The following is a 19,894-nucleotide window of genomic DNA, read 5'->3' as shown; positions in this document are numbered from 1 at the left end:
TAAGCTTCCTGCTAGTGAAAACATTATGAATCCAGGCAAAAAGGAGTGGAAAAGAATGAACTTTCCATATTCATCGAAGAAATGGCTGACGCTTTCCATAGCGGCCGTCATGGCGACCTCGATCGGTGTAGGTGCAGTCGCTTCTGAAAGCGGAACAGCAGCTCCTGCTTCGCAAACACAAGGAAGTCAGCAGAATGACAAAGCGACGACTGCAGCAACTGCGGACAACAGCAAGGCAGATGCGAACAAGACAGACGCAACAAAAGCGGATACCGCCGCAACGGAAGACAAAGCGGCTGCGAACGGTACGGCAGACGCAAAGGCAACAGACGCCAAAAATACATCGCCTTCGGGCACTACAGGTACTACAAATGCATCCGATTCAACGCCTGCTACAGAGCAAATGACACTGGCTAAAGCGATCGAACAAGCGATGCAGACGAACTCCAAGATTCAGACAGCTCGCCTCGAAGCCAAAACAGCCGATATTAACCAGAGCCTGGCCTATGACTCTGCCGCAGACATGAGAGGGCTTCTTGACAGATCGCTGGAAGCTTCGAAACAAAAGTATATCGGAACGAAACAGGCAGATTTGACAAAGAAATTGAACCAGTTGGCCGTAAAGGTGACAGAGAATCAGGTGAAATTGGGTGTTCAGCAGGCCTATTACAATCTGTTGCATGCGCAGGCAGATCTTGAACTGAAAAAGCAAAGCCTGAATCGTGCCCAAACCCAGCTCAAAGTAGCAAAGGCGGCATTCGACGTAGGGACCAAGGCCAAGACGGATATTCTTCAGGCCGAAATGGGTGTAGCAGGTGCGCAGGCAGCTCTGGCGGCTGCAGAGAACACATTGGAAATCAACGGCATGAAGTTTAACGAGATCATCGGTGTGGATGTAAATAAAAAATGGAAACTGACACCCGAAAACAAACAGATCGCGGCTCCTGCAATGAACCTGCAGCAAGCTCAAGAGCAGGCGCTTAAACAGCGGCATGAGATCGTCCAAAAAGAAGGTGAGCTGGAACTGGCCAATACAACCGTAAACGTTCTGGAGGATTGGTCGATGCAAGCCACCTATAATGGGCGTATTGCTAAAAACAATGTGGAAAAAGCCAAGCTGGCTATCGAAGAACAAAATCGACAAATCAAGACGGAGGTAGCGGAAGCCTACCTGAATCTGAATGCCGCCAGGGTAGCGATCGATTTCAGGAAAAAAGCGATGGAGGCTGCAGCGGAAAGCTACCGTCTGACGAACCTCCGCTTTGAAAACGGTCTTGCTACCACGCTGGAAGTAATCCAGGCCGAAGAAGAGCTGGCGGAAAAGGAAAACCAGCATTTGGAGGCGATCCGCAACTACAATTTGGCGGTAGTAAACTTCGAAAATGCGCTGGGTGTAAATAAATAGCCAGCAGCTGTAAACTTGACCGAAGAACTGGAAAAAGGTTCATTGGTGACAGCCCGCCCAACCTGCTCTATAATACGAATTGTGGCGGATGTCACCATATACATAATGAAGTGAAGAAACGACCACAAAATTTTTTAAAACTTTTTTTCGAAGGCACCGCAACTTTTTGCGAGCTGAGGCGTTTAATAGGATGTCACACGAAATACGGGGAATTGTGTAAAAAAGATTCACGAATTCTAGCACCTGTGATACACTAGGGATTGTTGCATTTACACAATACTGAATATACTAGAACTTTCACACTGAAAAAAGCGGAGCAATCCTGCGAAAGGAGGTGAAACGCGCTTGCAGGATTCGGGCTCAAAAAAGAAAGATAGATTACTAAATAATATTCCCCAAGAACAATTTGTTTGTACTAGAGGAGGAGAACCCAAGGTTATGAAAAAGGTTGTTAACAGCGTACTGGCTAGTGCACTCGCACTGACTGTTGCTCCTATGGTAGTGGGCGCAGAAGAAGCAGCTCAAACAGAAGCTCCTAAGATGGATGCTGAACTTCAGAAGGTTGTAAACCGACTGAATGCACTGGGTGTTGTACAAGGTTATGGCGATGGCGATTTCAAAGTTGATCAAACAATCAACCGCGCTGAGTTCGCTACCCTGATCACTCGTATCCGTGGACTGGAGCAAGGTGCAAAATTTGCTCAATACCAATCCACTTTCACTGACGTAAACTCTTCTGACTGGTTTGCTGGTTTCGTAAACGTAGCATCCGGCCAAGAGATCATCAAAGGTTTCCCGGACAAATCCTTCAAACCTAAAAACGATGTAACTTACGCAGAAGCAGTAACTATGCTGATCCGCGCTCTGGGCTATGAGCCATCTGTTAAAGGCGTATGGCCAAACAACATGATCGCGAAAGCTTCCGAGCTGAACATCGCGAAAAGCATCACTGCTCCTAACAACGCAGCAACTCGCGGCGACATCTTCAAAATGATCGACAACGCTCTCCGCGTAAAACTGATGGAGCAACAAGATTACGGAGTTAACTTCAACTTCCAAATCACCAACGAAACTCTTCTGACTCGCTACATGAAAGTGAAAGTTCGCGACATGGAGTGGGCGAAAGACGAGAAGAACGGTTCCGAAGATCTGCCGCTGGTAACCAACGTACCAGTTATCGGTCTGGGCACTCTGAAAGCTAACGAAGTTACCCTGAACGGTAAAAACGCCGGACTGGGAACTACTACTTACAAAGTAGCCGAAAGCATCAACCCGAACGAGTTCGCTGGTCAACACGTACAAGTGTGGATCAAAGACGATAAAGAAAACACCATCGTATGGATGGAAGGTTCCGAAGACGAAGAAGTAATCATGGATCGTCTGAGCACTTTCTACTTCAACGATACTGAAATCAAAAACGGTAAAACAGATAACATCAAGAAAGACAGTGATCTCGAAGATGTGGAAGTCGAGCTTGATGGAAACGGAAAAACTTATCGTTTTACAAAAGACACCCAAGTAACTTACAACTTCAAGCCTTTCAGCGATGCTACCAAAGGTTTGAAGGAAATTATTGCAGCAAATGATGGCTACTCTTTCTCCGCCAAAGTGGTACTGGATGACAAAGGTGACATCAGCTACATCCACGTAATTGATGACCAAACTTTGAACAAATCCAAAGAAGGCGAGAAATACGGTTCCAAAGTAATCGAGAAAGTCGATGTAGACAAGAAGAAAATCACCAACCTGGGTGGCGGATCCTTCGCTAAGCTCGAAGATCTGGATGAAGGCAAGGATTTCCTCGTATTCCGCGACAACAAGCCTGCCAAACTGGCTGACCTGAAGCCTATGGACGTATACAGCGTTTACTATGCTGACGGTAAGAAAGAAAAAATGCTGGTATTCGCTACTAGCACTGTAGTTGAAGGTAAAGTTGACAAGATCACTATGCGTAGCGAGACTGACAACCGTATCGTAATCGGTGACAAAACGTACCGTTTCCGTACCGGCGCAACCTTCTCCGACAACCAAAACAAAGATATTACTGAGCTGGACTCCAGCAACTGGGATAAAATTGACGGTCTTACTGGTGAAACTGTAAAGTTGTACCTGGATGCATCCGGACGTATTCGTCACATTGAGACTACGGATGGTCTCGATAGCCGTCGTTTCAAAGCGATTGTGACTACAGGAGCAGAAACCAGAGGCAGCAAGATTACCTTCAGTGTAATGTCTCAAAAAGGTAAGACATATAATATTGAGCTGACTAAAAAGGATATTTACGATGCAGACGGTAAGTCTTTTGAGAAGAAAGACAAATCCAATGCAGAAGTTTCAAATATCCTTCAACCAAGCAAAGAGAAGGACAAACTTGCTCTGCTTGAAGTGTCTCTCGACTCTAAGGGCGAGGTAGAAAAGGTAAAAGTCCTGGATTCCAAGCTTATTGAAAAAGAAGGCACTAGCTGGCTCAACGTTGCCGATAAAGAAGATGAAATGGTTGACAAGTACGAAGTAACCAGCGATACCGCGATTTTTGACATGACTGGTGAACTTGATCTTGATGAAAAACCATATGAGCTGAAAAAACCGGGCGTTGCTAAATTTAAAGATATTGCCGAGAAGAAAGATCTGAAGGTATTCTACTCTATTGAAGATGATGAAGTAGAAGCAATCTTTGTTGTCAAAGGTAAAGGTCTGGCCAGCAAAATGTTCTATGGTCAGGTTAAACAATTGAGCAGAGGCACCGAGGATACTATCGAGCTCATCACAAAAGAAGAGGACGGCACCGGTGCAGTTGAAAAAACCTACAAACTGGACGATGACGCTCGCGATCTCCGCGACGCAGGCATCTCTAATGGTGACGTCATCGCTTATCGTTTTAACAGCGACGGAGAAGTTGTTATCGACGATGTTATCAAAGTAGTCCAAGCGGCAGACGATCTTGACATTGACGGCAACACCGTTACTGGTGCAAGACTCTTCAACAATAAAGATTACAGACTGCCAACCGATGAGCAGCTGGAAGAAGCTGAAATCACCAAGCTGGATGTAGCGGTTGTTAAAAAAGCGACCAGCAACAGAATCGAATATATTAACAAAAAAGGCGAAACAGACCACTTTACTGTTAAGTCCAAAACAGCTTACGTGGATGCTACAGACGTTAAAGTCACCGACAGTGTAAACGATGGCGATCTGATCATCTTGATTGACTCTGAAGAAGACAAAGGTACTGCGTATGACTACGTATTCGTCGTAGGTAACAAAGATGATCTGAAACGTCAACACGGTAAAGAAGACTCTGAGAAGATCATCGCTGAGTTCTTGAAACAAGCGAAAGATGCAAAAACACCAGACGATGGTGGAGAACCAGCTGAAAAACTGTTCGATAAAGACTCTCTGAAGGTTAAATCTGAAGAGAAAATGCCTGGATTCTACCTGTACACTATCTCCGGTGAAGGTGTAAATGGTGCAAAAGTGACAGTAACTATTGAAACTGAAGATGACACCTATACAAATGAAGAGCCAGTAGTAGTTGAAAATGGCAAATTCACCGTAAATGTGGTAGGACCAAAAGGCGCTAAGAAATACAAAATCGTAGCTTCCAAATCTGGCAACGAAGATACAACTTACACTGGTACTATTGAATAAGAAACCTTGTTGATTTTAAAGGTTCAAACAGGTTTCTAAGTACAAACATAATGTTTGTCATGGAATGGCCTGGGGCAGAGGGAGGTCCCTCTGCCCTGTCATTCACTGAATATCACACTTGCATATCTAGATATGGAGGAACACACTCATCCAGACATACAACATGAGTGTTTCTCAATACACAAAAACCTATCAATATCTGGAGGGGTAGTACGTGAATAAAAAGCTGGTACTTTCTGTTCTTTCAACAGCTGTGTTGACTAGCATGGCCGCTTCCGCCATGGCTGCACCGAGTGGTTATTACGTCGGTGGTAACGTTGACAAAATCTACAGCACAGATTTCCTTATTAAGAACTTTAAAGAAGCTTCCAAAGATATTATGAAAAACCCAAGTAAAACTGTCTTTGTTGATGAAGACGGTAAAGCGGTAAACTTCATGGAAGCTATGCTTTCCGATAAGAACTACAAGGAGCTCCTGAAGCCTGCTACAAAGAGCATGTTCGAAGATAACGAATATGTGAATGTAGCAACTGGTGAAAAATGGGATCCGAAGAAAGAAGAATGGCCAGAAGTTCCTGGAGATCTGACTGTTGAAAGCGTAAGTGCTATTACGAAAACAACAGTTAAAATTCAATTTAACAAATCAGTCGATTCCGTATCCAAAGAAAACTTCTCTATTGCTGGTGCAACAGTTAATGCTGCAGTACTGAGTGAAGACAAAAAATCTGTTACTCTGGATGTCTCTGGAATGGCATATGAAACTGAGTATACAGTTGTAGCCTCTAACGTACTCGTTGATGGCAAACCAGTTACTCTAGAAGGCAAGAAATTTAAAACTCCTGCTGTAACTGATGTTTATAACCTTGAATTGACTACTGATGCACCGAATGATGAAATCCGGGCTAATGGTGCTGACAACATGGTTATCACAGCCAAATTGAAAGACAAGATTACAGGCGAAGTGGACACGAATGCAGATAACATCGTTGTTTCATTTAGCTCTACTTATGGTAGCTTGGCAAACAATCGTGTAGTTGTTCAAGATGGGGTTGCAACTGTAACTCTGACTTCCGAGTTCAGCCAAAAAGACCTTGTTTCTAAAATCGATGCTCAAATTATTGAGGCGTCCGGTGACTACAAGGATTTGATTGGTAAAGTAGTCGGAACCAAAAATGTATACTTTAAGTTAAAAATAGGAGATAACCCGAGTGATAACAAGCCTGTATTCGAAAATGCAGAATCCAACCAGGCTGACCGTATTACTATGTACTTCAACAAAGATGTAACAGTAGCTGATTTTGTAAAGTTTGATGAGACAACACAAAAGTTTGTTGTAGATGATGAAGGTAATGCTGTGCTAGTAGAAGGCGTTAAGGTACTTGTTTATCAAGATAAAGACAACGACGGCAAACCTATTGCTAAAAAGGTTCGTGGATTCAAACCTGTAGAAGGCAACTCCAAGGCTCTTGAATTGGTTCTTGATAAAAAAGAACAGGTTGGAGAAACTTATGTAAACATCCTTGAAGACAACAAGCCCGTCTTTGTTGAATTTACTCAACCTAGCAGCAACGGTGAGAAAAAGACTCAAGATGATTTCATCTTGACTGATGCACGTGAGCCAGAGGCGACTTCCGCAATTGCTCAAGGCTTGAAAACTGTAGTTGTTAAATTCTCTGAGCCTGTTATTTATTCGGGTGTACAACTCGATGGTGGTCTCACCAAGATCGAAGAGCCTGTTGAGTATGGTGAATTCAACCAAGAAACACTTGAAGACACTAGAGATCTGATCACCATTACAACCCAAGATTTCATGTCAGCAGGTGTTCACTCAGTACAGCTATATGGCATTAAGGATTTTGCAGGTTTGAGCGATAAGAAGAATATCTCGACTAACCAAACTTTGGATTTCAAAGTAGAAGCTGATCCTTCCGTTCCAACGGCAACTGTAACTGTTGAATCTCCAGAGCAATACCGTGTTACTTTCAACAAAAAAGTGACCGGTTTGGATGCTGCTTCCAAAGTGACTCTCCAAAAGCTGGTTAAAGGTACTGGTGGGGCTGCTGATGAATGGAAACCAGTAGATGAACTGGTTTGGGATGGTGAAACACCGACGCTGTCAATAGACCCTGTCTATGACACTGCTAAGGATGCAGCTGCTGGATTGGCTTCTCAATTTGTTGTTGAACTTAACCAAGACTGGACTAAGATTTACGATACTTCAAAAACCAAAAAGAATTACTACAATGACCAATATCGTTTAGTCATTGCCAAAGAAACTGTAACGAACCCTGCAAATGGCAAAAAGAATGCTGACATTACTCTTCCTTTAAATTACAGTGGTTCCAAGATGAACTATGCCGATACTTCTAGCCCTGAAATCTCTGGCTTTGAAGTAGTAAGAGAACTGGATAGCATTAAACACTTCATTGTCAGCATGAGTGAACCTGTTAAATTGCCAATACCTGATTCTAACAAATCCCATGATAATGCTGGAAACACGCCTTCTCAAATCCAAGGTGACACTGTTCCAATGCCTATCATTGAGTTCTTAGGAAAAGACAAGGATGGCAATGCATTAACCATCAAAGGGAAAGTTGAAGGCTATGCTGGTAAAGACAAGTCCGACAATAAAGTAATTGTTAATGTGGACGACGATCAACCTAAGCTGGAGCAAATTGTTAAAGACGGCGGCGATAAAAACTGGACTCTGGTAGTTCGTTCGATTTCCGATGATGTTGGCAACACAGCTGCATCCTTGACCTATGACTTCAAAGTGGAAGTTAAACAAGCACAAGAAGTCTTTATGGTAAAAGGTAAGTTGCCTAACGGCGATGTATATAACAACAACGATAAAGCTTACGGCTATCTGAACGGAAGCGATGCAGACTATATTATTCTCGACTTCACCTCTGACGTTCAAGTAACTGGTACAACCAAGAACGCAGTTAACCCGTCGAACTACCTACTTGATGGCAAGAAACTTCCAGATGACACAGTAATTACGGCTAGTGACTCTGATGATGTTGGTACACTTCCTGACATTGTCACTATCAAATTGCCTAACGGCACCCTTTCTTCAACAGCTAGCCATGTAATTACGCTTGGTAAGAGCCTTGAATCTGTAAATGGGGTTAAACTATCTGGCGAGTACGAAATTAGCTTTAAAGCTGTTGGAAAAGGCTCCGGCTTGGCAGCAACTGAAGTGGTAGCATTGATCGACAATCTTCCAGCTTTGAGCAAACTGACTTTGGCTGATGAAGCAGATGTTACCAAAGCACTGACCGAATATGATAAATTGTCTACTGAAGAACAGAAACTCGTTAGCAACTATCACGTTTTGAAAGCCGCTAAAGAGAAAATTGACCAGTTGAAGCAAGGTCAAGTTGATGCAGAAAAAGCACTTAAAGAGGCTATAGCTGCAGTTGATACTCTTGAACAAGCCGCTAACACTGCTAAAGATAATCCAACTGAAGATACAGTAACAGCTGCAGAAGATGCTCTGAAAACTGCAAAAGCTAAAGTGCTGTTGGTAGCTGATGCAAACGAGAAGAAGCTTCTTGATGCAAAAGTAACACTTGCAGAGCAGACAGTTAAGGAAGCTCGTGCTGCTTATGATAAACAAGCAGCTGAAGATCTCAAAGCAGCTCAAGCTGTAGACACTAAGATTGAAGCATTGCCAGCAGTTGATAAGCTTACTGTAGATGACGAAGCAGCTGTAAAAGCAGCACGTGATGCATACAACGCTTTGACAGGAGCTCAACAAAAACTGGTTAAAAATTTGGATGTTCTGACAGCAGCAGAGAATAAAATTGCTGAGCTGAAAGGCAATGCAGCTGAAGATCTCAAAGCAGCGCAAGCGGTCGACACTAAAATTGCAGAACTGCCAGCAGTTGCTGATCTGAAACTCACTGACGAAGATGCTGTGAAAGCAGCTCGTGCGGCATACGAAGCTCTGACAGACGCTCAAAAAGCTTTGGTAACAAAGCTGGAGGATCTGAAAGCAGCTGAAGACAAAATCGCTGAGCTGAAAGGCAATGCAGCTGAAGATCTCAAAGCAGCGCAAGCGGTCGACACTAAAATTGCAGAACTGCCAGCAGTTGCTGATCTGAAACTCACTGACGAAGATGCTGTGAAAGCAGCTCGTGCGGCATACGAAGCTCTGACAGACGCTCAAAAAGCTTTGGTAACAAAGCTGGAGGATCTGAAAGCAGCTGAAGACAAAATCGCTGAGCTGAAAGGCAATGCAGCTGACGTAGAAGCAGCTAAAGCTGTAGACACTAAAATTGCAGAACTGCCAGCAGTTGCTGATCTGAAACTCACTGACGAAGATGCTGTGAAAGCAGCTCGTGCGGCATACGAAGCTCTGACAGACGCTCAAAAAGCTTTGGTAACAAAGCTGGAGGATCTGAAAGCAGCTGAAGACAAAATCGCTGAGCTGAAAGGCAATGCAGCTGACGTAGAAGCAGCTAAAGCTGTAGACACTAAAATTGCAGAACTGCCAGCAGTTGCTGATCTGAAACTCACTGACGAAGATGCTGTGAAAGCAGCTCGTGCGGCATACGAAGCTCTGACAGACGCTCAAAAAGCTTTGGTAACAAAGCTGGAGGATCTGAAAGCAGCTGAAGACAAAATCGCTGAGCTGAAAGCAACCCCTTAAAAAAATCACGAAACGTTACTTCATAAACTCATCTGAGTGAAAGAAGTGGAGAAAACCTCTTAGACTAGGCAACAGCTCAAAATCTAAGAGGTTTCTCTCTAACTACCATGTCGAATTAGATTGGCGAAATTCCAATCCATGAGAACAGCCTATAAGCTCATGTGCCTAATCCTCCTGCACGGAAGCAGTCCTATACCAGCTGCTCTCGTGAAGTCAGGTGAAGTCGTACTTGCCAGAAGCAAGGCGGGGCTCCTTAAAAGCTGGCTATGGTCAGGAGACGAATCCATGGTGACCCAATACGAGATAGCTGTTGCCAGGTAAATAAGCGCTAGGGGTTTGGCAACAGTCGATGTACGCGAGATCGTACAGACGAAGCAGGAACAATTCAGGCTGTTAAACTTGTTTTTCTCGGATTGTATAGTGGGGACCTACGGTCAGCAAAAATAGGGATAGACAAGGTGGAACGTTTGAAGTCTTATCAGAAGAGGTGGGATAGCACCAGTGAGGCTGATAAGATGGCAGCGGGTTCGTAATAGTGTAGATGGCTTGCCGTTTGTACCCGTAGTGGCAACACAGGCGGGGAGGAGAAAACTGGCCGGAGCGAAGGAACCCAGTCAGCGGATAAGAAGGATAAGAGAACTTACAATGGGCATTGTAGTTTCTCAAGTCTACAAATGAAGAACAACAAAGTAGGATTGCAGAGCGATTGTTTCTGCAATCCTCTTTGTTTTTTCTTTATATGGTTCCTTCTTAATTCGTTGATGGAACGCCGTGTGCGATGAAAGTCGCTTGCACGGTGTAGGCTCGAATCGAAAGCCCTCTAAAATAGAAGGTTATAAGTCGAGAATAGCAACCATGCACCAACCGTTCAAGATTTGATCCCAGCTCAGCTTGCGTCAGTAGTTAATGGAGTATTCACCATAGACGCCAGTCACGCTTTTCGTGATGATGACGCTGATCAGCTTAAGTTGACAGCTGCTTCGGGTGATTCATCTGTCGTAACAGTATACATCCAGGGAACAGACCTGGCCATAACACCGGTAGCTGCTGGGATCGTAAATATAACGCTGACGGCAGATGATCAAAAGGGCGGTACCGTTTCTCAGACGTTTATCGTTACAGTTACGAACTCAACACCTGCTAAGGCAACAATAACCGATCCTGGGCATGAATGGTTTACAGAGTTAGAAGTTACGTTTGACGAGCCTTTAGATGATGAGACCACAGCTATAAACAACATTGTGGATCTGATTGTAAATTCACGTGTAGATTTTTACTATCCTGTAAATGATACGACAGACACGATCAAGGTTAAGTCCATAAGATGGGATCTCTCCAATCGTAATCGTCCAATATTATATCTTGAGACTGAACCGAGAGCTCTTGGTCAAGGCTATTTCGAATTGGAAATGACTTTTTGTCAACTGCAAATGAAAATTCCCCATTATCTGCACTCGAATTTTCCCCATTATAGGCAATAGGTTTGTCTGAATGATGCCCCCTCTGAGGGGGGCGGGTGGCGACCAAAATTCCGTTTATTCTGTTTTATCTTCGGTTGACTCGGGTCGAAAGAAACCTGCTTTTTTCTTCTCCTTTATGCGATAACTTTCCCCTTTAATGTTGATCGTGTGGGAGTGATGCAATAATCGATCAAGGATGGCTGTAGCAAGTACTGTATCCCCAAATATCTCTCCCCACGAACCATAGGATTTGTTCGAAGTAAGGATAATTGAGCCGGATTCATAACGTTCTGATACAATTTGAAAGAAAAAGTGAGCTGCGGTTTCATCCATTTTGCGATATCCAATTTCATCAATGATGAGTACATTCGGTTTTATAAATGCTCGCATTTTTTGTTTGATGCTATTGTTTTGATGAGCAATCTGGAGCGTCTGAACCAAATCATGAGCAGTTGTAAAGTAAACCGTCAACCCTTGTTTGATAGCTTCGAGAGCCAAAGCAACAGACAAGTGAGTCTTGCCGACCCCTGGCGGACCAAGTAAAATGAGATTCTCTTGTTGTTGTACAAACCGGAGGGTTGCCAAATCACGAATCCGTCTTTCATCAATGGAGGGCTGGAAACTGAAATCGAATTGCTCCAACGTTTTATGGTAGGGTAAATGAGCCAATCGCGTTTTCATGCGGATAAACCGATCCCTCTTGGCCATGATTTCTTCTTGCAAAAGCTTGTCCAAGAACTCCAAATACGATATATTCTGAGCAGCAGCTTCTTCTGCGTGGTGGTGAATAATTTCCGGGATTCGTACCCATCCCATCTGTACAAAGGCTTCTTCTAAACGGGCCTGGAGTATCATTGTACGATTACCTCCTCGTCAGCAAACTGCTCATAGACAGACAAATCACGTTCCACCACTTCGGGGCTTGGATTGGGAACCAAACGCGGCATAGGTTGGGGAGCCTTCGCGCCAATTTGGTTTTGAATCCCCTCGAAGTGTTTTTTATTGGTTATGACTTGCTTGGTACGAGTAGCTTTAGGATGTTCAGCGATGATCATGTTGCCCTGATAGATCCGGATATGGCCATTCTGGAGATCTTGTACTTCTACCGTATGACCTACATAAACATAGGGGACTGAATACCGGCTTCCTCCGTAAGAAACGAGTGAATCATTCGATACTCTTCGAGTATGGCGTTCTACCTCTTCGAATGGGATCGGGTTAAGTGGCTTCAACTGTTCGTGTTTCCATCGATCTACTGGTTTTTCATGCGTGGTGCCGTGTACCCGTACATTAGCCACCGTATCCAACCAATGACGTACTTGCTGATTCAAGTCACGAAGGCTGGTAAACGTCTGCACCCGAGGCCAAAAGTTCTTGCGAACATATCCTACTCCATTTTCCACTTTCCCTTTTGTTCGTGCACGGTAGGGAGCGCAGCGTCGCAGCGTAAGACCGTGATGGCTTGCAAACTGGGAAAATCGTTCATTCCACAATACATGCCCTTGATCGTCGTAACCGACAATGACGGTTTTCATATTGTCATACAAGCATGTTTCCGGTCTGCCGCCAAAGTATTGCATGGCACGCAAGTGGCAGCCGATGAGGGTATCAAGCCGTTCATTCTCTGTAAATTCCACATACAACATTCTCGAGTATCCCAAAACCATGACAAAGGCGTACAGCCGTTTATATCCACCATTCCACTCTACCTTAAAATGTCCCCAGTCTACTTGCGCTTGCTTTCCGGGTGCCGTTTCATAACGGAGCGTTGCCTTGGTCTTAACAACCGGGCGCAATGGTTCCATGAATGAGCGAAGGAGCCGAATTTGCCCTGGATAACCTTGGGCTTTGATCTCATCAAACAAAACGACAGCATTGAAGCAGCCTTCTTCCATTCTCGCTTTGATATAGGGTTTAAATGGATCGAGAATGCTTGTTTTTTTAACAGATCGTTGGTATTTCGAAGGCTCATCCTTTTTCAGCCACTTACGAATTGTTTTTCGATCCCTCCCTAATGAATCAGCAATTTGTGTGATATTCATTCCTCTTTGTCTCATGTCTTTGATCAAGTAAAACTCCCCATTCTTAAGCATATTTTCTCTCCTCCAGGGAGAGATTTTCTGCCGAAAGTGGGGAATTTTCAAGTGCCGTTATTGAGGATTTTAACAGTGCCGTTCACATTTTGTTTCGAATCAAGTGAAGGATTTGTCTGGTGATGTAACCAGCAAAGCGACAGGTGTTGTTCATTAATAGGGCAAACACTTCTGCTGTGTTCAAAGATGTTAGAAAAAGAGCTTGCCTCGAAAAGGAGGCAGGCTCTTTCTTTTGCCTGGACTAGCTGCAAAACACTAAGAAAACTCGCTGCATAACTCTTCCTGTCAACGCCGGAATTAATTTGACCCACGAGCGCCGGTATAATTTTGACCCACCTGTGCGCCTGGTGTCGAATAGATTCCGGTTTTTAGTTTTTCTTTGAGCCGGTAGCTGTTCCCCCGGATGTTCACGACGTGGGAGTGATGCAATAAGCGGTCGAGAACAGCTGTAGCAAGAACGGGATCGCCCATGAGTTCGCCCCATTCGCCAAAGCTCTTGTTGCTAGTCAGAATCATGCTTCCTTTCTCGTAGCGTGCACAAACCAACTGAAAAAACAGGTTTGCAGCGAGCGGATCGAGGGGGAGGTAGCCCACCTCGTCCACGATGAGGATGCGTGGCCTGAGATATACCCTCATTCGTTTGTCCAGGCGATTCTCTTCATAAGCTTTTCGTAAATCGCCCACGAGCTGCGCGAGAGAGACGAAATACACAGGCAATCCTTGTCCAATGGCCTCCATAGCGATAGCAACGGCTAAATGCGTTTTCCCCACGCCGGGAGGCCCGAGAAACAACACGTTTTCTTGCCTCCCAACGAACGTCAGCGCAGCCAGTTCACGAATCAGTCGTTCATCAATCCCCGGTTGAAACGAGAAGTCGAATTCGTTGAGCGTACGCCGATAAGGGAGGTGAGACAGCTTCATGCGGACCTCTACATTTCGGCGCTGGCGATCCTGAATCTCAGCGTCCAGTAGATCATTGAGGAAAGAGAGATACGTGCTTTGGCTCCGGCTGGCAGCTTCCAGCTTGGCATCAAGCGATTGGGCGGCTTGACCCAAACCAAGTTCCTCCAGACGCTGGCGGGCTTGTTCGAGCTCAATCATGCGCCCACCTCCACAAGACGTTCATACACGTCCAACGGACGCACTTCCACGTCTTGTACAGGAATCTGAACGCCTTGCGGCTTTGGATAAGCATATCCCTGAGCTGTACTCAAATTCGTGTATTGGTCCTCACACATCACTAGCCTTCGGGATTGGTACTGCTTCTCGTGCCGGGCGATGAGCTGCTTCTCGCAGTATATTTCGACGAATCTGTTTACCTCTCGTACCTTTACTTCACGTCCGCTATACCGCCATGGAACGCCATAACGAACGCCGTCGTAGCTCACAAATCCGTCACGGCTTACTTTCCTCGGTTCAAACCGGTACTTTGCCCATCGTTCCGGAGACGGAAGCATACCGAGCTTCTCTTGTGCCAAGCGATCGATCGGTCTTTCCCCAGTTGTACCGTGGATACGACGGTTTTGCTCATCGCACCAGTGTCTGGCTTGGCGATTTAGGTCACCAAGATCGGTGAATGATCGCCCTGGCATGAAGTTCTGCTCGATGAACTGAACGCTTCTCTCGACCTTTCCTTTCGTTTGGGGACGTCGTACGCGGCAAACTTTGGGGATCAAGCCGATAGCCGCAGCAAAATCTTCAAACAACGGATGCCATCTCGGCTTTCGATCATCGCCCATGCCAAGAATAACGGTCTTCATTTGGTCGGTTAGCATGGTCTTTGGAACACCGCCGAAGTATTCCAAACCGTTCATCAAGCAGCGTAAGAAACTGTGGATGTCACAGCGCTTTGTAAATTCGATGTACATCGCTCGGGAGTAACCCAACACCATCGTAAAAACGGGGATTTTACGCACTTCACCGTTTAAATCGATGTACTCGCAAATCTTCCAGTCCACTTGGGCTTGGTGTCCGGCTTTTGTCTCATAGCGTTGCACCGCAGGTGCCTGTTTTGGAGGTCGACGGGGCTTCACATAGTCCTTGATGATCGTAATGCCCCCCGTGTAACCTCGCTCTTTCAAGAGACGCAGCAGCACTTCACAATTGAAAATTCCCTTTTCGAGGTATAGATCCAGCAAGGCTTTGAACGGATCGAGTTTTGAGACTCTCTTCTTACGCGGACGAGGTTCCGGAATTCCTTCTGCGCGGAGGTATTTTCGTATGGTATTACGGGAATGACCCGTTTCCCTTGTGATTTCGCGGATACTCTTGCCGCTCACTTGAAGTTCGTGTAATCTGATCACAGTCCCACTCCTTAGCATATGTCTCCCCTCTGAAGCTACTTTGGTCGGTAATTTCAGAGAGAGGTATTCTACAGGGGTGGGTCATTTTCATTCCGGCGAACCTGGGTCAATTTTAACCCGGCGGTGACACTTCCTGAGGGATTGCCACTACGTACTTTCAAATAACATCATATCAATATAAATAACTGAACATCCTGCATAATATAAAAACTGCAGTCAGAAGCCCTCTTCCCCGCCCACGTTTTCCCTTTCCCCTCACTTTTTTCTTCACGCCATCCCAGCCGTAATGACCGTAAAATCAAACATATATTATTCCCTTGATCTCGGATAGAAAGGAGGTTCCAGTAGGAGTGTCGAACACGCATTCCAGTGGTATAATGGTAGTACAGACAACGGACGGAGAAGGGAGAGTGATGACGTGACCAAACTAATGGACTTGAAGATCGACTTCGCGTTCAAGCAGGTGTTTGGCAAAGAGGGAAACGAACCGATTCTCCTTGCCTTTCTGAATGCCGCGCTCCAATTGCCGAAGGAAAAGCGGCTCTCTTCGGTGGAAATCCTCAATCCGGAAATCAATCGGGAACATATCGAGGATAAGGCATCCGTGCTGGATATCCACGCCAAGACAGAGCAGGGGGAGCACGTCAACATCGAGATTCAGCTGGCGAACAAGTTCGACATGGAGAAGCGTACCCTGTACTACTGGTCACGCATCTACTCGGCCCAAATGCAAAAAGGAATGCCGTACACGGAACTGGCGAAGACGATCACGATCAACATCCTCAATTTTCGCTTTCTGCGGGAAACTGAGCGGTTCCACACCACATTCCACCTGTACGAGGATCAGGAGCAGTTTCCGCTGACAGATGTGATGGAGATTCACTTCATGGAGATCCCGAAGCTGATGGACAAGTGGGAACAGCGTGCGGTCAATCCGCATGACAATGAGCTGGAGAGATGGTTGCTGCTGCTGGAGGCGGACGATCACGAAGAAATTCGCAAGGAATTGGAGGCGATAGCGATGCGAGATCCGGTGATGAAACGGGCGTTTGACGAATGGGAAGACCTGAGCCGTGACGAGAAGAAGTGGGTCGAGTACGAGTCTCGTCGGAAGGCGATTCTGGACGAGATGGCGGCTGTAAGGGAAGCGGAGATTCGGCAGCAGAAGGCCAGAGAAGAAGGCTTGGCTGAAGGAGAACGTCAAAAAGCAATGGAAGTAGCGAAAAACCTGTTAGCGATGGACATGTCTGTGGAAGTGATTGCAAAAGCAACGGGATTGTCGGCAGAAGAAATCGAACAACTGAAAAAGCAACTTCACTAAACGTACCTTGCCCCTTGTCCTGATCTGACGAGGGGTTTTCTCTTTTGTATGAAACGAGTCCTCAGTCCGAAAGGAGGCAGAAAATCCGACTACCGTCCGCTCCACCATTTTCAAAACAATTACATAGACGTCAACATCAACGCACACGTATACGTAGGCGTTGACGAAACCAAAACATCAGAGCAGGAGTGGACGAGATGAACGACACGAAATCAATCCTTGCTAGAGTACTTGCCCAGCAGGAAGCGAAAAAAGCCGCACAAGCAGCCGAAAACCAACAGCAGGGAGCTTCCACAGAGAGAGGAAATGTAGTACCTCTCAAGGCAGCGGAACAAAAAATCCAGGAAAGGGGGAACCATGCACCGAAACCGCTGGAAGGTCAACAGGCCAAGCCGTTGAGAGTAAAACCACGGCAAACAAACAAGGCAGAAGGCACAGACAAAGCTTTCAAAGCGGAAACTGTACAGCCACCGTCACAGCAGCTGTCTTCGATGAAAATCCCGAAAAGACAAGCCCCGTTCGAGAAACGGTACAGAAGGGTCACAACGTACCTGGAGAATGGCGTGTACGACAAGGTACAGCAGCTGTACGAGTCGGGAGAGATCGACCGGATCAGCAACTTGGTTAACACGGCGGTCAGGCTGTACTTGATGAAACACTACGGGTACGGCAGCAAAGAGTAGCCCGAAATCCCGCGCAGAACGCTTTGTACGCGAGCAAAAACGAAAAAGTGATGCAACCCACAGCCCTACGTCCCTGAGCGGATGTAGGGCCTTTTTGTGTTGTGTTTGGAAGGGAGGAAGGAAACGTGGACGAGATCACGCAGTTTGAGCAGTACCTTCTGGAAAACGGCATTGCGCCGAAAACGATAGAGTCCTACGTGGGGGACGTGAGAGGATTCTGCGAGTACCTGCGGCAGATGGGCGTGGAAAGCGAGACTGACCTGAAACGCTTCTACGTGGTCAGCTACAAAAACCATCTCGTCGAAAACAAGTACGCCGTTGCGACGATCAACAAGAAGATCAACTCACTTCAGGCGTACAACCTCTACCTAATCGAAAAAGGCATCTTGACGGAACAGGTCGTCACCCTGCAGCGGGATCGGGTCAAGGTGGCCACTGGCAGTGAAGGGGAAGTGGACGTGTTCACCGAGCAGGAAGTAAACCAACTCCTCTTCTTTGTCCAGGACAGGAGCAAGGTCAGCCTGCGAAACCACCTCATTGTTTGGATGCTGCTCTACACGGGAGTACGGGTCAGCGAGCTGTGCGGAATTCAGTTGGCAGACATCGACTACCTGACCAACACGCTCAGGGTCACAGGCAAGGGAGGGAAGTACCGTGAGATTCCGCTTCGGCCTGACCTAGCGGAACTCATCCGGGAGTATGTCCGGACAGAACGGCAGGAGAACAAGTACAAGGACAGTCCCTACCTGCTACTCAGCCAGCGTGCGCCCAAACTGCACAAGGACGCGGTCAACACCATGCTGGAAGGACTAGAGAAGCAACTCGGCTTCAAGATGTACCCGCATAAGTTCCGGCACACGTTCTGCTCCCGATTGCTAAAGAAGGGAGTCCCGCTGACAACGGTTTCCAAACTCGCAGGCCATGCCCACATCCAAACAACCGCATCTTTTTACATCAACACCAGCAAGCAGGAAAAAGAGCTAGCGGTCAACCTCCTCTAATGTTGGCTACTGGTACTTCTCGTGCTCCCACTCGAACACGGCCTTCAAAAGTTTCAGGGCCAAAGCGCGATCGTGCTTGGAGCGCTCCGTCAAGAGATCAACTAGTTGACGTAGCTCGTCTGGTTGTGGGGAAGGGTCAATGTGACGGAACAGATCTTCCATCGAAACGCTAAGACCTCGGCAGATCTTCTCCAGGCTCTCCACCGTGACGTTCTTTTCCCCTCGCTCTACTTGCCCCACGTAGTTCGTATGTAAACCGGACAATTCGCCTAATTGCTCCTGGCTCATCCCCTTCTCTTTTCGGAGAAAGCGGATTCGATTGCCTAATCGCTTGACCAACTCGGTCATGGAAACCACCTCAAGACAAGCTTACGGGAGGAAAAGAAAAGGGAACACAAGCTATAAATGTGAATTGACAGAAAGATAACACCAAAAGATAATAATTAATGAAGTTTTCCAATCAATAGTGTGTAGTGGTAACCCAATCTAGCAAAAACGGAGGCAAGAAACATGGACGCAATTCTTTTCTACGGCATCATCATTCTACTGGCACTCGGCTTTCTCTCTTTTGCCTGGCTCATTGTAAGGGGATGGCTGGAGCTCATCTTTTCCTTCCTGCTCGGGGTGTTCAAACTTCTGTGGAACATCATCAAAGTGGCGTTCTGGGTCGTAACATTGCCGTTTCGTTTGATTGGAGCAATCTTTCGCCTGTTCCGAAGAAAGCCGCGCGAATCAAGGGAACAGGATGTCACCTCAATTTAGGTACCCCTGCAGGTGATGAGATAGAAGATCGTACCGGAAAGGGGGTGAAAAAGATGGCGCTTTGCAGTGAATGCGGAGGCAAGAAGAAAGTTCTTTGCGATTGCACCGGCGGAGTTGGAAAACACGCCGCCGATGACGATTGTTACGCGTGCGGCGGCTCAGGTGTACATACCTGCCCGGCCTGCAACGGTACAGGAAAAGAATAACCATCTTTTGCGTCAGTAAGGCATTCTGCCGCCCGTAACAGGGACGGTGGGATGCCTTTTCTCATTTTGTAGCCAGTAAACGAGGAGGGCACACATGCAGACACCAGCGGAACAGTACGAGCAGTTGGTAGGGGAAGAAGACAGAGTCGTGTTCGGCATCCAGACATGCGAACATTGTGTCACGCTGCTGCTGGACAATCTCTACCACACCGGAGAGGCACAGAATCAAGACACCTACACCGAGATTCTCAAGATCATTCACGAAGTCGAACAGCGACTGAGGGGAGAATGGCTCACCATCAAAATCCAAAAGGCACTGCTCGCACACCAGATGAAACGGAAAGGGGACGTGTAG

At 46.3% G+C, this 19,894-nt stretch carries 16 protein-coding genes; 11 read left to right on the top strand and 5 right to left on the bottom strand.

Going from position 1 to position 19,894, the window contains the following annotated elements; genetic code table 11:
- Positions 1–55: 55 nt before the first annotated feature.
- The 4 genes from NST96_RS25215 (at position 56) to NST96_RS25200 (ending at position 11,191) form a co-directional block, all read left to right on the top strand.
- On the top strand, positions 56–1,405 hold the full coding sequence (locus NST96_RS25215; protein ID WP_340701053.1) for a TolC family protein: 1,350 nt from the start codon (positions 56–58) through the stop codon (positions 1,403–1,405).
- A gap of 345 nt (positions 1,406–1,750) precedes the next feature.
- Positions 1,751–5,053: an S-layer homology domain-containing protein gene (locus tag NST96_RS25210; protein WP_342404971.1), complete on the top strand. Its 3,303-nt coding sequence runs from the start codon at positions 1,751–1,753 to the stop codon at positions 5,051–5,053.
- Positions 5,054–5,267: 214 nt separating this feature from the next.
- Positions 5,268–9,710, top strand: a complete 4,443-nt coding sequence (locus NST96_RS25205) for a sugar-binding domain protein (RefSeq protein WP_342404970.1) — start codon at positions 5,268–5,270, stop codon at positions 9,708–9,710.
- 875 nt (positions 9,711–10,585) lie between these two features.
- A complete protein-coding gene (locus NST96_RS25200; RefSeq protein ID WP_342404969.1) occupies positions 10,586–11,191 on the top strand; it encodes a hypothetical protein in 606 nt (201 codons plus the stop codon).
- Between the two features lie 54 nt (positions 11,192–11,245).
- Here NST96_RS25200 and istB (NST96_RS25195) read toward each other — a convergent pair whose 3' ends face one another.
- The 4 genes from istB (NST96_RS25195) to istA (NST96_RS25180) all read right to left on the bottom strand — a co-directional run bounded on the left by istB (NST96_RS25195) (position 11,246) and on the right by istA (NST96_RS25180) (position 15,584).
- Entirely contained in the window at positions 11,246–12,025 is a 780-nt protein-coding gene (istB, locus tag NST96_RS25195) for an IS21-like element helper ATPase IstB (protein WP_024985201.1), read from the bottom strand.
- The gene (istA, locus tag NST96_RS25190; RefSeq protein WP_024985200.1) at positions 12,022–13,263 is read right to left on the bottom strand and encodes an IS21 family transposase; all 1,242 of its coding nucleotides are present in this window, start codon (positions 13,261–13,263) and stop codon (positions 12,022–12,024) included. Before istA (NST96_RS25190) ends, istB (NST96_RS25195) begins: the two co-directional genes overlap by 4 nt.
- A gap of 297 nt (positions 13,264–13,560) precedes the next feature.
- Complete coding sequence (gene istB / locus NST96_RS25185; RefSeq protein WP_024982952.1) at positions 13,561–14,364, bottom strand: IS21-like element helper ATPase IstB; 804 nt, start codon at positions 14,362–14,364, stop codon at positions 13,561–13,563.
- Positions 14,361–15,584, bottom strand: coding sequence for an IS21 family transposase (istA, locus tag NST96_RS25180; protein ID WP_024982953.1), 1,224 nt, complete (start codon positions 15,582–15,584; stop codon positions 14,361–14,363). Before istA (NST96_RS25180) ends, istB (NST96_RS25185) begins: the two co-directional genes overlap by 4 nt.
- 400 nt (positions 15,585–15,984) lie before the next feature.
- Here istA (NST96_RS25180) and NST96_RS25175 point away from each other — a divergent pair, with 400 nt between their 5' ends.
- The 4 genes from NST96_RS25175 to NST96_RS25160 all read left to right on the top strand — a co-directional run bounded on the left by NST96_RS25175 (position 15,985) and on the right by NST96_RS25160 (position 18,571).
- Positions 15,985–16,887, top strand: a complete 903-nt coding sequence (locus tag NST96_RS25175) for an Rpn family recombination-promoting nuclease/putative transposase (protein WP_238500665.1) — start codon at positions 15,985–15,987, stop codon at positions 16,885–16,887.
- A 48-nt stretch (positions 16,888–16,935) separates the two neighbouring features.
- The gene (locus NST96_RS25170; RefSeq protein ID WP_340701056.1) at positions 16,936–17,088 is read left to right on the top strand and encodes a hypothetical protein; all 153 of its coding nucleotides are present in this window, start codon (positions 16,936–16,938) and stop codon (positions 17,086–17,088) included.
- A complete protein-coding gene (locus tag NST96_RS25165) occupies positions 17,085–17,570 on the top strand; it encodes a hypothetical protein (protein ID WP_340701057.1) in 486 nt (161 codons plus the stop codon). Before NST96_RS25170 ends, NST96_RS25165 begins: the two co-directional genes overlap by 4 nt.
- Positions 17,571–17,695: 125 nt before the next feature.
- Entirely contained in the window at positions 17,696–18,571 is an 876-nt protein-coding gene (locus NST96_RS25160) for a tyrosine-type recombinase/integrase (RefSeq protein WP_122952868.1), read from the top strand.
- Positions 18,572–18,577: 6 nt separating this feature from the next.
- Here NST96_RS25160 and NST96_RS25155 read toward each other — a convergent pair whose 3' ends face one another.
- Positions 18,578–18,919: a helix-turn-helix domain-containing protein gene (locus NST96_RS25155; RefSeq protein ID WP_340701058.1), complete on the bottom strand. Its 342-nt coding sequence runs from the start codon at positions 18,917–18,919 to the stop codon at positions 18,578–18,580.
- Between the two features lie 162 nt (positions 18,920–19,081).
- Between NST96_RS25155 and NST96_RS25150 the strand changes: the two genes are divergently transcribed.
- The 3 genes from NST96_RS25150 to NST96_RS25140 all read left to right on the top strand — a co-directional run bounded on the left by NST96_RS25150 (position 19,082) and on the right by NST96_RS25140 (position 19,894).
- Positions 19,082–19,333 (top strand): hypothetical protein, encoded by a 252-nt coding sequence (locus NST96_RS25150; RefSeq protein WP_122902776.1) that lies wholly within the window; start codon positions 19,082–19,084, stop codon positions 19,331–19,333.
- Positions 19,334–19,399: 66 nt separating this feature from the next.
- Positions 19,400–19,558, top strand: coding sequence for a hypothetical protein (locus tag NST96_RS25145; RefSeq protein WP_170163341.1), 159 nt, complete (start codon positions 19,400–19,402; stop codon positions 19,556–19,558).
- Between the two features lie 75 nt (positions 19,559–19,633).
- Complete coding sequence (locus tag NST96_RS25140; RefSeq protein ID WP_221842858.1) at positions 19,634–19,894, top strand: hypothetical protein; 261 nt, start codon at positions 19,634–19,636, stop codon at positions 19,892–19,894.

The sequence above is a fragment of the Brevibacillus sp. FSL K6-2834 genome (assembly GCF_038592925.1).
Lineage (GTDB): Bacteria > Bacillota > Bacilli > Brevibacillales > Brevibacillaceae > Brevibacillus > Brevibacillus borstelensis.
This window is presented reverse-complemented; position numbering and strand designations above follow the sequence as displayed.